Below are 17,053 nucleotides of genomic sequence, written 5' to 3'. Positions count from 1 at the left end.
ACCGACCAGAACACCCCGAACACCCCACCCCGGGCCGACCCCGACGTCGGCCCCTCCACGAAAGAAGGCACCACATGCCCACTCGCACCTCACGCACCGCCTGGAACGGCAGCCTCGAGACCGGCGAAGGCCAGGTCGAGCTCTCGAGCTCGAAGCTCGGCACCTACGACGTCTCGTTCCCCAAGCGTGCCGCCGACGACGCCAACGGCTCCACCAGCCCCGAAGAGCTGCTCGCCGCGGCCCACTCGGCCTGCTACGCCATGCAGTTCTCGGCCGTCCTCGGCCAGGCCGGCGGCACCGTCGAGGCGCTCGACGTCAAGGCCGACGTCTCGCTCGGCCCGGACTCGGCCGGCGGCTTCAAGCTCACCGGCATCGCCCTCACCGTCCGCGGCGAGGTCTCCGGCATCGACGAGGCCGGCTTCCTCGAGGCCGCCCAGAACGCCAAGGAGACGTGCCCCGTCTCGAAGGCCCTCACCGGCGTCGAGATCACGCTCGACGCCGCGCTCGAGGCCTAGGCCCCGACCGCAGCACCGCACCGCCTCGTGGACGCAGGAGGCGCGGGTCACCCGACCCGCGCCTCCTGCGTTCTCCGCATCACCCGCCCGACGGCGTCACCGGTGCGACGGCGTCAGAGCCACTTCTTCCACTTGAAGACGCCCCAGATGCTCGCGCCGACCGCGACCATGGCGGCGACCGCCATCGGGTAGCCGAACTGCCAGTGCAGCTCGGGCATGTGGTCGAAGTTCATGCCGTAGACGCCGCCGACCAGGGTCGGGGCGAACAGGATGGCCGCCCAGCCCGAGATCTTCTTGACCTCGTCGTTCTGCTGCAGGCCGACCTCCGACAGGCGCCGGGTCTCCTCGTTCTGGGCGAGCCCGGCCTCGGACAGGCGCCGCATCTCGTCGTTCTGCGCCTGGGTGACGAGCGTCGAGTGCACGGTCAGCGCGTTCTCGAGCAGGGCGCGGAACGTGTCGGCGCGCTCGCCGATGCGCAACACGTGGTCGAGCACGTCGCGCAGCGAGCGCTGCAACTCGACGTCGACGCCGTACTTGTCCGACCCTCGCAGCAGGTTCTCGAGCATCCCCCGCAGCGGGCTCGTCGCGCGCTGGAAGCTGATCACCTCGCGCAGCAGTTCGTAGATGCGCCGTGACACCTCGGGGTCGCCGCCGAAGAGTTCGTCCTCGATCTCGTCGATGTCCTTCTCGATGCCGGCGACGACCGGGCCGTAGCCGTCGACCACCTGGTCGAGCACGGCGTAGAGGACGGCCTCGGGTCCGAGGGCGAGCAGCTCGGGGTTCGACTCGAGGCGGCGCCGCACCCGACCCAGGTCGGGGTTCTCGGCGTGCCGGATCGTGATGACGAAGCCCGGACCGACGAACACGTGCACCTCGCCGAACTCGACCGTCTCCTCGGCGTCCAGGTAGCGGGCCGACCGCAGCACGACGAAGAGGGTCTCGCCGAAGCGCTCGAGCTTCGCGCGCTGGTGGCCCTTGAGCGCGTCCTCGACGGCGAGCGGGTGCAGCTCGAACTCCTGCGCGATCGAGCGCACCTCGTCGGGGTCGGCGCGGTACAGCCCGATCCAGGCCATGCCCTGGTGTTCGTGCAGCAACTCGAACGTCTCGTCGAGGTTCGCCGGGCTGTCGGTGCGGTGTCCCGCGACGTAGATGCCGTTGTCGATGAGTGCCATGGTCTGCGCTCCTGCCGTTCGGGGTGCGACGACCGTCCGTCGAGGGACGATGTCGTACCGGTGGTGGTCACGACAGCCGTGCGGACGGCGGGTGTGCGGTGGGGGCCGGGGCGACGCACACGGGCGACGAGACGACACCGGGGTGTCGGGTCGTCGACGACGTGCGTCGACAGGAGACGTCGGTGCCCGTGGGCCTCGCTCGTGGTCGGTCGGGCCCGCTGCTCAGGCGAGCGGGGCGGACGGCGCGATCACGGGGCGATGCCGCGGGGCGCCAGTACTGTCACCAGCCATCGCCGCTCACCTGCCTTCCGTCGTGCTGCCGCCGGGCCCGGTGGGGCCGTGGGCCCGCCTGGGCCGTGGGACAGCGTACCCCCGGGGGCCGCGACCGTCGACCGTCGTGCGACGGGAGCGACGGGGTGGGGTGAGGGGAAGGAGGCGCGTGTCGCCGTTGACCCGTGCCTCCCGCGTCCACGATCGGGTTTCGCGACCTGCAGACGGCGTCACTCTGCCACCGGCTCGACGCAGACACGAGCCTGAGTCGCTTTCGTGACCGGATCGATACGGTGGAGCGATGAGCACCGTCGCCGTCACCGTCCTGCCCTCCGCCTCCGCCGACTCCGAGGCGTCGTCCGGAGACGCCTGGGGCGTCGCCCCCGCGACGAGGGCGGTGGACGCGACCGACGCCCGCCTGGTCGAGCTCGGCGACGAGACCGACATGCTCGTCCTCGGTGGCCGCGTCGACCAGGACGCCCTGCGCGCGGCGATCGAGGAGCACCCCCGCGTCCGCGTCGTCCAGCTGCCGAGCGCCGGGGTCGACGCCTACGTCGAGACCATGCAGGCCACCGCCCGCGACGGCCTCGTCTTCACCAGTGCCAAGGGCGCGTACAGCGCACCCGTGGCCGAGCACGCCCTGGCGCTGACGCTGGCGACGCTGCGCTCCCTGCAGATCAGGGCCCGCGCCTCCTCGTGGGAGCGCGAGCAGCGCGGCATCTCGCTGAACGGCGCGTCCGTCACCATCGTCGGGGCCGGCGGCATCGGCACCGAGCTGCTGCGGCTGCTGCAGCCGTTCGACGTCGAGGTGACGATGGTGCGCCGCACCGACGAGGCCGTGCCGGGTGCCGCCCGGACGATCACGGTCGACCGCCTGGCGGAGGTCCTGCCGACGAGCGACGTCGTCGTGGTCGCCGCGGCCCTCACCGACGGCACTCGCAGCCTGCTCGGTGCCGCCGAGTTCGCCGCCATGAAGGACACGGCCGTGCTGGTCAACATCGCCCGCGGCCCGCTCGTCGACACGGACGCGCTCGTGACGGCACTCGCCGAGGGGCGGATCGGAGCCGCGGGCCTCGACGTGGTCGACCCCGAGCCGCTGCCCGACGGTCACCCCCTGTGGGCCGAACCCCGTGCGCTCGTCACCCCGCACCAGGCGAACACGAACGACATGACCGAGCCGCTGTTCCAGGCCCGGGTCGAGGCGAACATCCGCGCGCTCGCCGAGGGCGGCGACCCCGAGGGCGTCGTCGACGTCGAGCAGGGGTACTGAGCGCGCACCCGGCAACGCCGCGGACCTGGGAACGAACCCGCGCCGCACGCGTTAGACCTGGGTAGTCGCCGCGCCGACCCGACGCGACGTTCGCGAAAGGAACCCCCGCATGCCCCTCATCGGAACATCCGACCTCGACGTCTTCCCCCTCGCCCTAGGCGGCAACACCTTCGGCTGGACCAGCGACGAGGCCGAGTCGCACTCGGTGCTCGACGCCTTCGTCGCCGGCGGCGGCAACTTCGTCGACACGGCCGACGTCTACTCGGCCTGGGCCGACGGCAACTCGGGCGGTGAGTCCGAGACGGTCATCGGCACCTGGCTCGCCCAGGGTGGCGCCTCGCGTCGCGACCAGATCGTGCTCGGCACCAAGGTCAGCCAGCACCCCGAGTTCCCCGGGCTCGGCGCCGCCAACGTCGCCGCCGCGGCCGACGCCTCGTTGACCCGCCTGCAGACCGACCACATCGACCTGTACTGGGCGCACTTCGACACCGGCGACGACCTCGCCGAGACCCTCGGCGCCTTCGACGCGCTGCAGAAGGCCGGCAAGGTGCGGCACGTCGGCATCTCGAACTTCTCGCCCGAGCGCATCACCGAGTGGGTCGAGATCGCGCGCCGCGAGGGATTCGCGGCCCCGGTCGCACTGCAGCCGCACTACAACCTCGTGACCCGCAAGTCCTACGAGCGCGACCTGGCTCCGCTCGCCGCCCTGAACCAGCTCGGCGTGACGCCCTACTTCTCGCTCGCCGCGGGCTTCCTCACCGGCAAGTACCAGAGCCGTGACGACATCGCCGGGGCCCGCAGCGGCAACGTCGAGGGCTACTTCAGCGACGAGGGGCTCGACGTCGTGGCCGCCCTGCGCGACATCGCGAGCGCCCACCAGGTCGAGATCGCCACGATCGCCCTCGCCTGGCTGCAGGCGCAGCCCCGCGTCGTCGCCCCGATCGCCAGCGCCCGCACCCTCGAGCAGCTGCCCGCGTTGCTGGCCAGCGCGAGCGTGGCCCTCAGCGCCGACGAGCTCGCCGCCCTCGAGACCGTCTCGGCCCGCGTGGCCGAGTAGCGCCTCCCGAACCGACGACCCGCGCCTCCGGGTCCGCCTCGGCCCGCGACGAGCGGGGGAGCGACGGACCCGGAGGCGCGGTGCGTGCAGCACCGTCGGCGTACGGTCGAGCGATGAGCAGAGCGACCCCCGACCAGCGGTTCCACGGACGCATCGCGGGCTTCGGCACGGAGTCCGGCACGCGCGTCGTCGTCGGGTTGTGGGACCGTTCGCCGCTCGGCCGCTTCGTCGACGTGATGGTCGAGGGTGCGGACGGCCACCGCACGTTGCTGGCGCCGTCGCAGGCCGTGGCCGACTACGTCTCGTCGACCTACACGTTCGACGAGGTGCGCGTGCAGCCCGTGTCGTGGCGCGGCGTCGACCGGACGCTGCGGGTCTCGGCCGGCCCCGACGACGCGGGCGGCGACGTCCTCGACCTGTCGCTCGAGATCGGGCCCGTGTCCGCGCTCGGCTGGCTGCTGCGGCTCGTGCCCCGGGCGTTCGCGACCCGCCCCGGCTGGCTCACGCTGATCGACCCGGTGGCCCGATTGATTGTCCGGGGTGCCCGCACGGCGGGCACGGCCGGTGGAGGTCGTCGCGAGTACTACGGCGTGACGCTGGCCCGGCGCATCGTCGCGGTCGACGCCCGTCTCGACGGTCGCGCCCTCGGGCCGCTGGCCCCGCTCGACCCGCCCGTGCGGTTCGGCTTCGGCTCGGCACCCGCCGATCCCAGCCTCGTCGACGTGACCACCACGATCCGCGAGCGCTGACGCGCCGCGCCGCGCCGCACCGCGTTCCGTGCACCACACCTCGTCTCGTCGCGGTGTCGTGCACGGGACGCGGTGCGGTGTGGTGCCGCCCGGTTCTCCCCTCGGGCGACACGGCGTCACCGCCCGGTGGACGAGGAGGCGCGGTGCGGCACAGTAGGACGCGTGAGCACCGCAGACACCCCCGCGCCCGAGCCGTCCGCCACCGTCCCCGCCCCCGCCGTCGACGCCGGGACCCCCGCCCCGAAGAAGAAGCTGATCCTCAACCTCTTCGAGATGAACTGCGTCGGGCACATCACGCACGGTCTCTGGCGACTGCCGCACAACCACCGCAGCGAGTACAAAGACCTGGCGTACTGGCTCGAGCTGGCCCGCCTGGCCGAGCGTGGCGGCTTCGACGCGATCTTCATCGCCGACGTGCTCGGTGCCTACGACGTGTTCGGTGACAGCCCGGCACCGGCACTGCTCGAGGGCATCCAGGCGCCCAACAACGACCCGATGATGGTCGTGCCGGCCATGGCCGCGGTGACCGAGCACCTCGGCTTCGGCATAACCTTCTCGACGAGCTACGAGCCGCCCTTCGCGTTCGCGCGGCGGATGTCGACCCTCGACCACCTCACGAAGGGGCGCGTCGGCTGGAACGTCGTGACGTCGTACCTGCCGAACGCCGCCCGCAACTTCGGCCTCGACGCCGAGATCCCCAAGGCCGAGCGCTACGCCCGCGCCGCCGAGTACCTCGACGTGCTCTACAAGCTGTGGGAGGGCTCGTGGGAGGACGACGCCGTCGTCGCCGACCCCACCGCCGACGGGCTCGAGCCCGGCTCCGGCGTCTACACCGACCCCGCCAAGGTGCACGCGATCGACCACGTCGGCGAGCACTTCCGGGTCGCCGGCCCGCACCTCAGCGAGCCGTCGCCGCAGCGCACGCCCGTGCTCTTCCTCGCGACGGCGTCGCCGAAGGGCGTCGAGCAGGCGGCCCGCAACGCCGAGGTCGTCTTCACCGGCGGCCCCGCCGTCCGGGCGGTCGGCGCGGCCACGCGCGTGGCGGCGGTCGCGGCCGGACGCTCCGCCGCCGACGTGTCGTTCATCGTGCAGGCCGGCGTCATCACGGGCGAGACCGACGAGGTCGTCGCCGAGAAGCTGGCGCTCTACCGCTCGTTCGCCAGCGAGCAGGGCAAGCTGATCCACCGCAGCATCCCCTTCGACGCCCCGGCGCACCCCCGCGACCGGACCGTGCGCGAGGCGCTCGAGGCCGAGGGTCGGCTCGACCACCCGGGAGCCGCCGCGCTGCCGCTCGACATCACGGTGGGGCAGCTGATCGACTCGGTCGACGAGGCCTGGGGCGGCACGTTCTTCGTCGCCGGCACCCCGACCGTCGTCGCGGACGCCGTCGAGCGCTGGCTCGACGACGAGGGCATCGACGGCATCAACCTGCGCCAGTACCACTCGTTCGACACGCTGACCGACTTCGTCGAGCTGGTCGTGCCCGAGCTGCGTCGTCGTGGTCGACTGCGCGAGGCGTACGTGCCCGGCGAGACGCTGCGCGAGCGGTTGACCGGCGGCGGACCCCGGCTCCCCGCGACGCACCCGGCGGCGGCGTACCGGCGCTGAGCCCGGGAGGGGCGGCGCGCGTCGGCGCGTCGCTCACGTCCGTCCCGGCGACGTCCCGGTCAGGGGTGGACGTGTCGACGTGGTCAGTGGGCGGCGGGGCTGCGGTACCGAGCCGGGACCGGCGGGACGCGGAGCCACGTGGTCCGGCTGACACCGCGAGCGTCCGACCACTCGACGAAGACGGTGCCGAGGGCGACCAGAGCGTCGAGCTCGACGGGGGTCGCGATGCCGAGGGGGGCGCCGGGGCGCAGCTTGTCGCGACCCCGGACGGGCCCGCCGGGCAGGTCGACGAGCACGTCCCGTGCCGGTCGGCCGACCGTGCGCAGCACGAGGCACGTGCCGAGGGGCAGGGTGGGGTCGCTGCCGTCGTTGGGCAGGTCGAGCCAGGACAGCACGAAGGTGGCGGGGCGACGCAGACGGGTGGCGCGTTCGCGGCGGATGCGGGCCGGGTGCGCCGGCGTGGTCCGGACGGTGCCCACGGTCGCGGTGGGGTCGAGGACGAGCGCCGCGTCCGAGGGGTCGTTCGTGCCCGGGCGTCCGGTGTCGGGCTCTGCGGTGTCCATCGTGTTCTGTTCCCCTGGAGTCGTGGTGGCGTGCGTGGTCGTGTCGTCGTGGACGTGACCCTCGAACGGCTCCGTCCAGCGAACCGCACTCCGAGGTGGGGGACAACGGGGCACAGGCACCCAGTACGGGGGTGGGCCGGTCCCCAATGCGGGGGACGCACCCCGGGGGACGCCGTCCGGGGATGTCGCACGGGGGGACGAGGGCCGGGGTCCGGCCCGGCGACCCCGGGTCGTCTGGCTAGGCTCGACGGGTGACCACCGCCTCCTCGTCGCCCGCTCCGTCCGCCGCCGCGAGGCCGTTGCGTCGTCTCGGCTTCCTCACCATCGGCGCCTTCGAGGGCGACGACCCGACCGTCGGACTCGAGCAGGGGCTCGAGTTGTTCGAGCGGGCCGAGGCGCTGGGGCTCGACGGCGGCTGGACCCGCACGCGGCACCTGCAGTTCGGCATCTCGTCGCCCGTCGCGTTCCTCTCGGCCGCGGCGCAGCGCACCTCGCGCCTGACCCTCGGCACGGCCGTGATGCCGCTCGGCTGGGAGAACCCGTTCCGTCTCGCCGAGGACTGGGGCACGGTCGACGTGCTCTCGCGCGGCCGGCTGCAGCTCGGCGTCAGCGTCGGCGAGCCTCGCGCCTACGACGAGGTCGGGCCGCACCTCTACGGGGACGCCGCCGACCACCAGGACTTCTCGTACGGCCGGGTCGAGAAGTTCCTCTCGCTCGTCCGGGGCGAGCAGGTCAGCGCGTTCGAGGGCACCGAGGGCATCGAGGTCTTCACCGGGCGGGTGCAGCCGCAGAGCCCCGGCCTCGCCGACCGTGTCTGGTACGGCGCGGGCAGCCCCCGGTCGGCCGAGTGGGCGGGTCGCCAGGGCCTCGGCATGCTGATCAGCAACGTCAGCTTCGCGGGCGCGCCCGGGCCGATCGAGCCGACCCGCTTCGCGGCGTCGCAACTCGAGCAGATCCGCGCCTTCCGCGCGGTCCACCCCTCGGGTCCGGAGGCGCGGGTCGCCAAGGGCGCGGTCGTCCTGCCCACCGACACGGCCACCGCCGAGCAGCGTGCGGCGTACGAGGCCTACGCGTCCTCCCGTCGCGACCGCACCACCGTGGCCCACGGACCCCGCGGCATGATGTTCGACCGCGACCTCGTCGGCCCGTCCGAGTGGATCGCCGAGCAGCTGCACGAGAACGCCGCGATGCGCGAGGTCGACGACCTGATCGTCGAGCTGCCGTTCGACTTCGGACTCGCCGAGTACACGCAGGTGCTGACCGACGCCGCCGAGCGCCTCGGCCCGCTGCTCGGCTGGCAGGCCGCCGCCCGAGGCGAGTGAGCGCTCACTCCCGGCGGTGGGGCTCGCCTAGACTCGACGCAGCACCCCGAGCCGAAGGAGTCTCCATGCAGAACTGGGCCGCCAACGTCGAGTACTCGACGACCGACCTGCGTCGCCCCACGAGCATCGACGAGCTGCGTGACGTCGTCACCGGCAGCCGTCGGGTCAAGGCCCTGGGCTCGCGCCACTCGTTCAACCGGGTCGCCGACACCGACGGCGTCCTCGTCTCGCTCGACGCGCTCGACACCCCGGTCGAGGTCGACTCGGCCGCCGGCACCGTCCGCGTCGGCGCGGGTACCACGCACGCCGCCCTCGCGGGCGAGCTGCAGCGTCGCGGCCTCGCCCTGCACAACCTCGCCTCGCTGCCCCACATCTCGGTCGCCGGAGCGGTCCAGACCGGCACGCACGGTTCCGGCGTGCGCAATCCCGCCCTCTCGGCCGGCGTCCGCGCCGTCGAGCTCGTCCGCGCGGACGGCAGCCTCGAGACCGTCCGCCGCGGTGACGACGCGTTCGGCGCCTCCGTCGTCTCGCTCGGCGCCGTCGGCGTCGTCACGAGCCTCGAACTCGACACCGTGCCGACCTTCGACGTCGAGCAGACCATCCACGAGGACCTGCCGTGGGCGGCCGCCCTCGAGCACCTCGACGCCGTGCTCGCCGGCGCGTACAGCCTGAGCTTCTTCACGCGGTACGACGGCGCGGGGGTCGACCAGGTCTGGTCGAAGCACCGGGTCGGCGACGCGGTCGGTCTCGACCTCCGCGACCTCGGCGCCGTCCGGGCCGACGCGACCACGCACATGATCCCCGGGGCCGAGACCGCGGCCGTCACGCAGCAGGGCGGCGTGGCCGGCCCGTGGCTCGAACGCCTGCCGCACTTCCGCTTCGACTTCACGCCGAGCGCCGGCGAAGAGATCCAGAGCGAGTTCCTGATCCCCGCCGAGCACGCCGCGGCCGCGATCGAGGGGCTCCGTGGCATCGCGCACACCTTCGCCGACGTGCTCATGGTCAGCGAGATCCGCACGATCGCCCCGGACGACGCCTGGATCAGCCCGAGCGGCGGACGTCAGAGCGTCGCCTTCCACTTCACCTGGCACCGCCGCCCGGACGAGGTGCTCGCCGTCCTGCCCGAGATCGAGCGGGTGCTCGGCGCGTTCGACGCCCGCCCGCACTGGGGCAAGGTCTCGACCGCCACGCATGCCGAACTGCGCCGGGTGTTCCCGCGTCTCGGCGACTTCGCCGCCCACGTCGCGTCGGTCGACCCCGAGGGCCGCTTCCGCAACCCGTTCCTGTCCGCGTCCGTCCTCGGAGAGCCCGCGCATGTCTGAGCCCACCCCCGTCGCCCCCGTGCCGCCGCACGGCACCGTGCCTCCCGTCGTCGAGCCCGCACCGGGGGCGCCGCCGACCGCTCGCCTCGTCACGTCGCCGGTGCCGGTCTCCGGCGCGCAGGTCGTGCTCGAGCGGGACGGCTACCGGGCCGAGATCGCCGGGGTCGGGGCCACGCTGCGCACGCTCACGTTCGAGGGCCGCGACCTGGTCGTGCCGTTCGCCGCCGACGAGGTGCGGCCGGGCTTCCGCGGGGCCCTGCTCGCCCCGTGGCCCAACCGCGTGACCGACGGACGCTACGAGCGCGACGGGGTCGAACACCAGCTCCCGCTGAACGAGGTCGAGCGCGGTCACGCCCTGCACGGCCTGGCCCACTGGGCCGACTGGACCATCGACCAGGCCCAGGCCGCGCGGGCCTCGGCCTCGTTCGTGCTCGTGCCGAGCGACGGCTACCCGTGGCGGCTGGCGCTGTCGGTCGTCTACGAGCTGACCGACGACGGGCTCACCACGACGGTCACGGCCCGCAACGCGGGCACGGGCGTCGCCCCCTACGGCACCGCGCCGCACCCCTACCTCGTCGCCGGCGAGGGTCGCGTCGACGACTGGTCGTTCACGCTGCCCGCCGCGAGCTACCTCGAGGTGACCGACGACCGCCTCGTCCCCGTCGGCACGCGGCCCGTCGGTGACCGTGACGGCTTCGACTTCCGCGACGGGCACCCGGTCGGCGACCTGTTCGTCGACCACGCCTTCACCGACCTCGCGTTCGGCACCCCTGACGGCGACGCCGGTGGGGGCCCCGCTCAGGAGGCGCGGGTCACCGCCACGGTGACCGCGCGCGACGGCCACGGCGTCACCATGTCGTGGGGGACCGAGCTGCCCTGGGTGCAGGTGCACACCGCCGACCGTCCCGAACCCGAGAACGACCGCGTCGGGTTGGCCGTCGAGCCCATGACCTGCCCGCCGGACGCCTTCAACTCGGGTGACGACCTCGTGCTGCTCGCCCCGGGCGAGGCCCACACGGCGAGCTGGACCATCACCGCGTTCTAGTGCGGCCCGACACCTCCGAACCAGCACGACACCCCACGAACCCGGGGTGTCGCGCTGGTTCGGGGGTGTCGCGCCGGGCCGCCCTCAGACGGCGACGGGTTCGGTCTGCCAGGTCATGGCCGACACCGTGCCGGGCAGGCAGCGTTCGAGGGCGGCCTCGAGCGCCCGGCGCGTGCGGCGTGCCGTCAGCTCGTCCCGGACGACGACGTCGAACCGCAGGGCCTCGGGCAGCTCGGTGAGCAGCACGGTCCCGGCGTCGGCGAGCTGCACGAGGTACTGGCCCACCTCGACCTTCGCGGCCCGGTGCTCGGCGAGCAGGCGGCGCGACAACCAGAACAGGCCGGCGGCGTCGTGCGCCGTGTGGACGGTCGCGGTCGCGGTGATCATGGGCACACTGTGACGTGACGACCGCTCACGCGCGTGAACGGCGTGTGGCGAACGTGTAAATCCTGTCGCGACACGCCGGGCGCCGACCGACTTGACAAGCACCTGGACCTCGTTCAGTATTGCCCAGCACCACCGATGTGAGCGCTCACATTCTCAGGTCAGCGCTCGACCGTCCCCGCGACGGGCCATCCCGCTCCACTCCGCGACACCCCAGCCACACGTTTCCTGACGAAGAGGTCAACCGTGAACAGCTCCTCCCTCCGCCGCCCGGCCGCCCACCGGGCCGTCCGCACGTCGCCCGCCCCGCGCCTCCTCGCGGTCGCCCCGGCCTGACGTCCCCCTCAGCCCCGACGGGCAGGCCTCGCGCACCCGTCGGCCCGGCGCGTCCCCGGCCACCCGAGCCGTCGAGCGCCCGCACCACAGAGATCCCCTCACAGCACCATCACCCGTCATCGACGACGCCGTCGAGATGACACCTGACACGAATGGAACAACCGTGAAGAAAAAGCTCCTCGTCGGCATCGTCGCCGTCGGCATGGCATTCTCCCTGGCCGCCTGCTCCGGCGGCGGCGGCGGACGCGGCGGTGACGCCGGCGGCAGCAGCAGCGGCGACAACGCCGGTGCGCTGGTCGGCGTCGCGATGCCCACCAAGGTGTCCGAGCGCTGGATCAAGGACGGCGACGCCGTCAAGAGCGCCCTCGAGGACAAGGGCTACAAGGTCGACCTCGAGTACGCCGACAACAAGATCCCCCAGCAGGTCCAGCAGATCAGCAACATGATCACCAAGGGCGCGAAGGTCCTCATCGTCGCCTCGATCGACGGTGGCTCGCTCAGCGACCAGCTCGACTCGGCCGCCAAGGCCGGCATCAAGGTCATCTCGTACGACCGCCTGCTGACGGGCAACGAGAACGTCGACTACTACGTCTCGTTCGACAACTACAAGGTCGGCGTCGACCAGGGCACCAGCCTCCTGACCGGTCTCGGCCTCGCCGACGCCGACGGCAAGAAGGTCGACGGCGCCTCGCCCAAGACCATCGAGGTCTTCGCCGGCAGCTCGGACGACAACAACGCCACCTTCTTCTTCAACGGCGCGATGGACACCCTCAAGCCCTACATCGAAGACGGTTCGCTGACCATCGGCTCCGGTCAGGACCAGTTCACGCAGGCCGCCACCGCGGCCTGGGACCCGGCCACCGCCAAGGCCCGCATGCAGAACCTGATCGCCTCGACCTACTCGGGCGGCACCAAGCTCGACGGCGTGCTCTCGCCCTACGACGGCATCTCGATCGGCATCATCTCGGCGCTCGAGGGTGCCGGCTACACCAGCGACGCCCTCCCGGTCATCACCGGCCAGGACGCCGAGGCCGCCTCGGTCAAGTCGATCATCGAGGGTCAGCAGTACTCGACCATCTACAAGGACACGCGTCAGCTCGCCGACCAGTCCGTGGTGATGGCCGACGACCTGCTCACCGGCAAGACGCCCGAGACGAACGACGACAAGACGTACGACAACGGCGTGAAGGTCGTCCCGACGTACCTCTTCCAGCCGACCATCGTCACGAAGGACAACTACAAAGAGGTCCTGATCGACAGCGGCTACTACACCGAGGCCGACCTCAAGTAGGTCCCTCCCCTGCGAGAACCGAGGAGGCGCCGGTCGCCGACCAGCGCCTCCTCGCTTCTCTGCTCCCCAGCGGCACCCACCCGACACACGGAAGAAGGAACACGTGGCGAACACGATCCTCGAGATGCGGGAGATCACCAAGACGTTCCCCGGCGTCAAGGCCCTGCAGGACGTCACGCTCGAGGTCGAGCGCGGCCAGGTCCACGCGATCTGCGGCGAGAACGGCGCCGGCAAGTCGACGCTCATGAAGGTGCTCTCGGGCGTCTACCCGAGCGGCTCGTTCGACGGTCAGATCCTGCTCGACGGCCAGCCCGTCGACTTCAAGAACATCAACGACTCCGAGGCCGCGGGCGTCGTCATCATCCACCAAGAGCTGGCGCTCAGCCCGTTCCTCTCGATCGCCGAGAACATCTTCCTCGGCAACGAGCAGTCCAAGAACGGCTTCATCGACTGGAACAAGACCAACCTCGACGCCGCCGGCCTGCTGGCCCGCGTCGGCCTGCGCGACAACCCGGTCACCAAGGTGGTCGACATCGGAGTCGGCAAGCAGCAGCTGGTCGAGATCGCCAAGGCGCTCTCGAAGCGCGTGAAGATCCTCATCCTCGACGAGCCCACCGCCGCCCTGAACGACGACGACTCGGCCCACCTGCTCGACCTGATCAAGAGCCTGCAGGGGCAGGGCATCACATCGATCATCATCAGCCACAAGCTCAACGAGATCAAGGCGATCGCCGACAAGGTGACGATCATCCGCGACGGCAAGACGATCGAGACCCTCGACATGCACGCCGACGAGGTGTCCGAGGACCGCATCATCAAGGGCATGGTCGGCCGTGACCTCGAGAGCCGCTACCCGGCCCACGAGTCGAAGGTCGGCGACGAGCTGCTGCGCATCGAGGACTGGACCGTCCACCACCCCCTCGACTCGACGCGCGAGATCATCCACCAGGCCAACCTCACCGTGAAGGCCGGCGAGATCGTCGGCATCGCCGGGCTGATGGGTGCCGGACGCACCGAACTCGCGATGAGCGTCTTCGGCAAGAGCTACGGCACCGGCATCTCGGGCACCGTCTACAAGCGCGGCGAGAAGATCGACACGTCGACGGTCAGCAAGGCCATCGCCGCGGGTCTCGCCTACGCCACCGAGGACCGCAAGAAGTACGGCCTCAACCTGATCGACGACATCACGCGCAACGTGTCCGGTTCGGCCCTCGGCAAGCTCGCCAACTGGGGCTTCGTCAACCGGTCCGAAGAGAGCACCGTCGCCGAGCGCTTCCGCAAGAGCATGAACATCAAGGCGCCCACCGTGGCGTCGGTGACGGGAAAGCTCTCGGGCGGCAACCAGCAGAAGGTCGTGCTGTCGAAGTGGATGTACGCCGACCCCGACGTGCTCATCCTCGACGAGCCCACCCGTGGCATCGACGTCGGCGCGAAGTACGAGATCTACACGATCATCAACCAGCTCGCCGACGCGGGCAAGGGCGTCATCGTCATCTCGTCCGAGCTGCCCGAACTGCTCGGCATCTGCGACCGCATCTACACCCTCTCGGAGGGGCGCATCACGGCCGACGTGCCGATCGCCGAGGCGACCCCCGAATTCCTCCTGAAGTACATGACCCTCGAACGAGAGAGCCCCGTCAATGAGCGCGCCTAGCCCCACCCAGGCCACCGACCCGAAGCCCACGGGCGGGTCGCCCACCTCCCGTCAGCCGCAGTCCGGTTCGGGTGGCAACCCGATCACGGGTGCCGTCTCGTACCTCGGCGGGCAGCTGCGCCAGATCGGCCTGTTCATCGCGCTGATCGTCATCGTGCTGTTCTTCCAGGTCACCACGAACGGCATCACGCTGGCACCGATCAACGTGTCGAACCTGGTGGTCCAGAACAGCTACATCCTGATCCTGGCCATCGGCATGGTGATGGTCATCATCGCCGGCCACATCGACCTCTCGGTCGGCTCCATCGTCGCCTTCACCGGCGCCATGGCCGGCGTCATGATCACCCAGTGGGGCCTGCCCTGGCCGCTCGCCGTCGTGCTCTGCCTCGTGCTCGGCGCCCTGGTCGGGGCCTGGCAGGGCTTCTGGATCGCCTACTTCGGCATCCCGGCGTTCATCGTCACCCTGGCCGGCATGCTCGCGTTCCGCGGTGCCGCCCAGATCGCCCTCCAGAGCCAGCAGATCTCGCCCTTCCCCCAGGGGTTCCGCGACATCGGGTCGGGCTTCCTGCCCGCCTTCGGCACCACCGGGTACGAGCCGCTGACGCTCGTCCTCGGCGCCGTCGCCTCGTTGGCCCTCATCGGCACCGGCCTCCGCGGCCGTGCCACGCGTCGCAAGTACCAGCTCGAGGACGAGCCCTTCCTGTGGTTCATCACCAAGATGGTCTTCACGGTCGCCCTGGTCATGTACGTCGGGTTCCTGCTCGCCAGCTACTCGGGCACCCCGATCGTCCTGGTCGTGCTCGCGGTGCTCGTCGTCGCGTACTCGATGATCATGAAGAACTCGGTGTTCGGCCGTCACGTCTACGCGATCGGTGGCAACCTGCACGCCGCCGAGCTGTCCGGCGTCAAGACGAAGCGCGTCACGTTCCTGCTCTTCGTCAACATGGGCGTCATCGCCGCCCTGGCCGGCGTCGTCTTCACCGGCCAGCTGAACCTCGCCAGCCCCAGCGCCGGCAACGGGTTCGAGCTCGACGCCATCGCGGCCGTGTTCATCGGTGGCGCCGCCGTCACCGGCGGCATCGGCACGGTCACCGGCGCCATCGTCGGTGGTCTCATCATCGGCATCCTGAACAACGGCATGTCGATCCTCGGCGTCGGCACCGAGTACCAGTCCCTGATCAAGGGCCTCGTGCTGCTCGCCGCGGTCGCGTTCGACGTCTTCAACAAGCGTCGCGCCGCCTCGTCCGGCAAGTAACGAGCGGTCACCATCCGCGAGAGGCGCGGTTCCCGGTCACGGGAGCCGCGCCTCCTCGTCTCCTCGCCCCCGGCGGGCACCGACCAGACCGCAGGAGGCGCGGGCCGGCCGCACACGACGCCACCGTCCCGAAAACCGAACCGAACTAGGATCACCTCGTGGCAACCCTCTTCGACGTCGCGGCCGCAGCCGGCGTCTCGCACCAGACCGTCTCGCGGGTCGTCAACGGCGACCCGACGGTCCGTCCCGCCACCAAGGCCAAGGTCGACGTCGCCATCGACGAGCTCCACTACCGGCCGAGCCTCACCGCCCGGGCGCTGGCCAGCCGCAGGACGAGGTCGCTCGGCGTGATCAGCACGGGGTTCCCGTTCTACGGGCCGTCGAGCACGATGCACGGCTTCAACGGTGCCGCCCGACGAGCCGGGTACCAGGTGTCGATGGCCACCCTCGACGTCGACGACCGGCAGGGCATGCGGCAGGCCCTCGACTCCTTGGTGGGCCAGAACGTGGCGGCCATCGTGCTCATCGCTCCCGACGCCGAGGCCCTCGAGGTGCTGCGGCGTTCCGGGGTGTCGGTGCCGCTGGTCACCGCCGACAGCGAGGCCGAGGACGGCCACCACACGGTCTCGTTCGACCAGGCCGCCGGGGCCGAGGCGGCCGTCGAGCACCTCGTCTCGCTCGGTCACCGCCGCATCGCCCACGTCGCGGGGCCCGACGGGTGGATGGACGGTCGCGACCGCGAGCGGGGCTGGCGCGAGGCCTGTGAACGGCTCGGCGTCGACTCGACGGTGCTGCTGCGCGGCGACTGGACCCCGGGCTCCGGTCATCGCATCGGCCGAGAGCTGGCCGGGCGCGACGACGTCACGGCCGTGTTCTGCGGCAACGACCAGATGGCGCTCGGCGTCGTGCACGCCTACGTCGACGCCGGTCGGGTCGTGCCGCGCGACGTGAGCATCGTCGGCTTCGACGACATCCCCGAGGCCGAACACTTCGTCCCGCCGCTGACCACCGTGCGGCAGGACTTCGAGGCGCTCGGGCGCCGACTCATGACGACCGTCGAGGCCGTGCTCGCCGGTGACGAGGCGCCCGTGGCGGCACTCGACCCCGAGCTCGTCGTCCGCCGATCGACGGCGGCCCCGGCCCGCTGACCGACCCCGACCCGCCCGTGCGAGATTGCACGGTCCCACTCGCTCATGTGAGAATGTGAGCGCTCACTTTCGCATCAGGACAAGGACGTTCC

At 71.5% G+C, this 17,053-nt stretch carries 15 protein-coding genes; 12 read left to right on the top strand and 3 right to left on the bottom strand.

Annotated features, from left to right (window positions below; translation table 11 throughout):
* Nucleotides 1–74 precede the first annotated feature (74 nt).
* Complete coding sequence (locus ACIOSR_RS05265) at nucleotides 75–515, top strand: OsmC family peroxiredoxin (protein WP_056046752.1); 441 nt, start codon at nucleotides 75–77, stop codon at nucleotides 513–515.
* 113 nt (nucleotides 516–628) lie between these two features.
* Here the strand turns inward: ACIOSR_RS05265 and ACIOSR_RS05260 are convergent, their stop codons facing one another.
* The gene (locus tag ACIOSR_RS05260; RefSeq protein WP_056046751.1) at nucleotides 629–1,687 is read right to left on the bottom strand and encodes a magnesium and cobalt transport protein CorA; all 1,059 of its coding nucleotides are present in this window, start codon (nucleotides 1,685–1,687) and stop codon (nucleotides 629–631) included.
* A gap of 571 nt (nucleotides 1,688–2,258) precedes the next feature.
* Here ACIOSR_RS05260 and ACIOSR_RS05255 point away from each other — a divergent pair.
* From ACIOSR_RS05255 to ACIOSR_RS05240, 4 genes are all read left to right on the top strand, one after another.
* Nucleotides 2,259–3,227, top strand: a complete 969-nt coding sequence (locus tag ACIOSR_RS05255; protein WP_402752001.1) for a D-isomer specific 2-hydroxyacid dehydrogenase family protein — start codon at nucleotides 2,259–2,261, stop codon at nucleotides 3,225–3,227.
* A gap of 109 nt (nucleotides 3,228–3,336) precedes the next feature.
* Nucleotides 3,337–4,284, top strand: a complete 948-nt coding sequence (locus ACIOSR_RS05250; protein ID WP_173151505.1) for an aldo/keto reductase — start codon at nucleotides 3,337–3,339, stop codon at nucleotides 4,282–4,284.
* Between the two features lie 113 nt (nucleotides 4,285–4,397).
* Nucleotides 4,398–5,033 (top strand): hypothetical protein, encoded by a 636-nt coding sequence (locus ACIOSR_RS05245; protein ID WP_123570597.1) that lies wholly within the window; start codon nucleotides 4,398–4,400, stop codon nucleotides 5,031–5,033.
* A gap of 162 nt (nucleotides 5,034–5,195) precedes the next feature.
* Entirely contained in the window at nucleotides 5,196–6,641 is a 1,446-nt protein-coding gene (locus ACIOSR_RS05240) for an NtaA/DmoA family FMN-dependent monooxygenase (RefSeq protein WP_402752000.1), read from the top strand.
* A gap of 83 nt (nucleotides 6,642–6,724) precedes the next feature.
* Here ACIOSR_RS05240 and ACIOSR_RS05235 read toward each other — a convergent pair whose 3' ends face one another.
* Nucleotides 6,725–7,204, bottom strand: coding sequence for a hypothetical protein (locus ACIOSR_RS05235; RefSeq protein ID WP_173151501.1), 480 nt, complete (start codon nucleotides 7,202–7,204; stop codon nucleotides 6,725–6,727).
* Between the two features lie 251 nt (nucleotides 7,205–7,455).
* Between ACIOSR_RS05235 and ACIOSR_RS05230 the strand changes: the two genes are divergently transcribed.
* From ACIOSR_RS05230 to ACIOSR_RS05220, 3 genes are all read left to right on the top strand, one after another.
* Complete coding sequence (locus ACIOSR_RS05230) at nucleotides 7,456–8,526, top strand: LLM class flavin-dependent oxidoreductase (RefSeq protein WP_123570595.1); 1,071 nt, start codon at nucleotides 7,456–7,458, stop codon at nucleotides 8,524–8,526.
* Between the two features lie 65 nt (nucleotides 8,527–8,591).
* Entirely contained in the window at nucleotides 8,592–9,848 is a 1,257-nt protein-coding gene (locus tag ACIOSR_RS05225) for an FAD-binding protein (RefSeq protein WP_402751999.1), read from the top strand.
* Nucleotides 9,841–10,893 carry an aldose 1-epimerase family protein gene (locus ACIOSR_RS05220; protein WP_173151495.1) on the top strand — a complete coding sequence of 351 codons (1,053 nt, stop codon included), beginning with the start codon at nucleotides 9,841–9,843 and terminating at the stop codon, nucleotides 10,891–10,893. Before ACIOSR_RS05225 ends, ACIOSR_RS05220 begins: the two co-directional genes overlap by 8 nt.
* Before the next feature lie 84 nt (nucleotides 10,894–10,977).
* Here ACIOSR_RS05220 and ACIOSR_RS05215 read toward each other — a convergent pair whose 3' ends face one another.
* Complete coding sequence (locus ACIOSR_RS05215) at nucleotides 10,978–11,280, bottom strand: hypothetical protein (RefSeq protein ID WP_056046737.1); 303 nt, start codon at nucleotides 11,278–11,280, stop codon at nucleotides 10,978–10,980.
* 469 nt (nucleotides 11,281–11,749) lie between these two features.
* Here ACIOSR_RS05215 and chvE point away from each other — a divergent pair, with 469 nt between their 5' ends.
* The 4 genes from chvE to ACIOSR_RS05195 all read left to right on the top strand — a co-directional run bounded on the left by chvE (nucleotide 11,750) and on the right by ACIOSR_RS05195 (nucleotide 16,961).
* Nucleotides 11,750–12,904: a multiple monosaccharide ABC transporter substrate-binding protein gene (gene chvE, locus ACIOSR_RS05210; protein WP_056046734.1), complete on the top strand. Its 1,155-nt coding sequence runs from the start codon at nucleotides 11,750–11,752 to the stop codon at nucleotides 12,902–12,904.
* A 103-nt stretch (nucleotides 12,905–13,007) separates the two neighbouring features.
* Complete coding sequence (gene mmsA / locus ACIOSR_RS05205; RefSeq protein ID WP_402751998.1) at nucleotides 13,008–14,558, top strand: multiple monosaccharide ABC transporter ATP-binding protein; 1,551 nt, start codon at nucleotides 13,008–13,010, stop codon at nucleotides 14,556–14,558.
* Nucleotides 14,545–15,813, top strand: a complete 1,269-nt coding sequence (mmsB, locus tag ACIOSR_RS05200) for a multiple monosaccharide ABC transporter permease (protein ID WP_082460334.1) — start codon at nucleotides 14,545–14,547, stop codon at nucleotides 15,811–15,813. The genes mmsA and mmsB overlap by 14 nt, the downstream gene beginning before the upstream one ends.
* Nucleotides 15,814–15,971: 158 nt before the next feature.
* Complete coding sequence (locus tag ACIOSR_RS05195; RefSeq protein ID WP_402751997.1) at nucleotides 15,972–16,961, top strand: LacI family DNA-binding transcriptional regulator; 990 nt, start codon at nucleotides 15,972–15,974, stop codon at nucleotides 16,959–16,961.
* Nucleotides 16,962–17,053: the final 92 nt, after the last annotated feature.

It is taken from the genome of Frigoribacterium sp. NPDC087798 (assembly GCF_044742985.1).
GTDB lineage: Bacteria > Actinomycetota > Actinomycetes > Actinomycetales > Microbacteriaceae > Frigoribacterium.
This window is presented reverse-complemented; position numbering and strand designations above follow the sequence as displayed.

Coding starts and splice junctions, on each gene's coding strand:
- ACIOSR_RS05250 (WP_173151505.1), top strand. CDS start 3,337: ATGCCCCTCATCGGAACATCCGACCTCGACGTCTTCCCCCTCGCCCTA.
- mmsB (WP_082460334.1), top strand. CDS start 14,545: ATGAGCGCGCCTAGCCCCACCCAGGCCACCGACCCGAAGCCCACGGGC.
- ACIOSR_RS05255 (WP_402752001.1), top strand. CDS start 2,259: ATGAGCACCGTCGCCGTCACCGTCCTGCCCTCCGCCTCCGCCGACTCC.
- ACIOSR_RS05220 (WP_173151495.1), top strand. CDS start 9,841: ATGTCTGAGCCCACCCCCGTCGCCCCCGTGCCGCCGCACGGCACCGTG.
- ACIOSR_RS05265 (WP_056046752.1), top strand. CDS start 75: ATGCCCACTCGCACCTCACGCACCGCCTGGAACGGCAGCCTCGAGACC.
- ACIOSR_RS05260 (WP_056046751.1), bottom strand. CDS start 1,687: ATGGCACTCATCGACAACGGCATCTACGTCGCGGGACACCGCACCGAC.
- ACIOSR_RS05215 (WP_056046737.1), bottom strand. CDS start 11,280: ATGATCACCGCGACCGCGACCGTCCACACGGCGCACGACGCCGCCGGC.
- ACIOSR_RS05235 (WP_173151501.1), bottom strand. CDS start 7,204: ATGGACACCGCAGAGCCCGACACCGGACGCCCGGGCACGAACGACCCC.
- ACIOSR_RS05245 (WP_123570597.1), top strand. CDS start 4,398: ATGAGCAGAGCGACCCCCGACCAGCGGTTCCACGGACGCATCGCGGGC.
- chvE (WP_056046734.1), top strand. CDS start 11,750: ATGACACCTGACACGAATGGAACAACCGTGAAGAAAAAGCTCCTCGTC.
- ACIOSR_RS05225 (WP_402751999.1), top strand. CDS start 8,592: ATGCAGAACTGGGCCGCCAACGTCGAGTACTCGACGACCGACCTGCGT.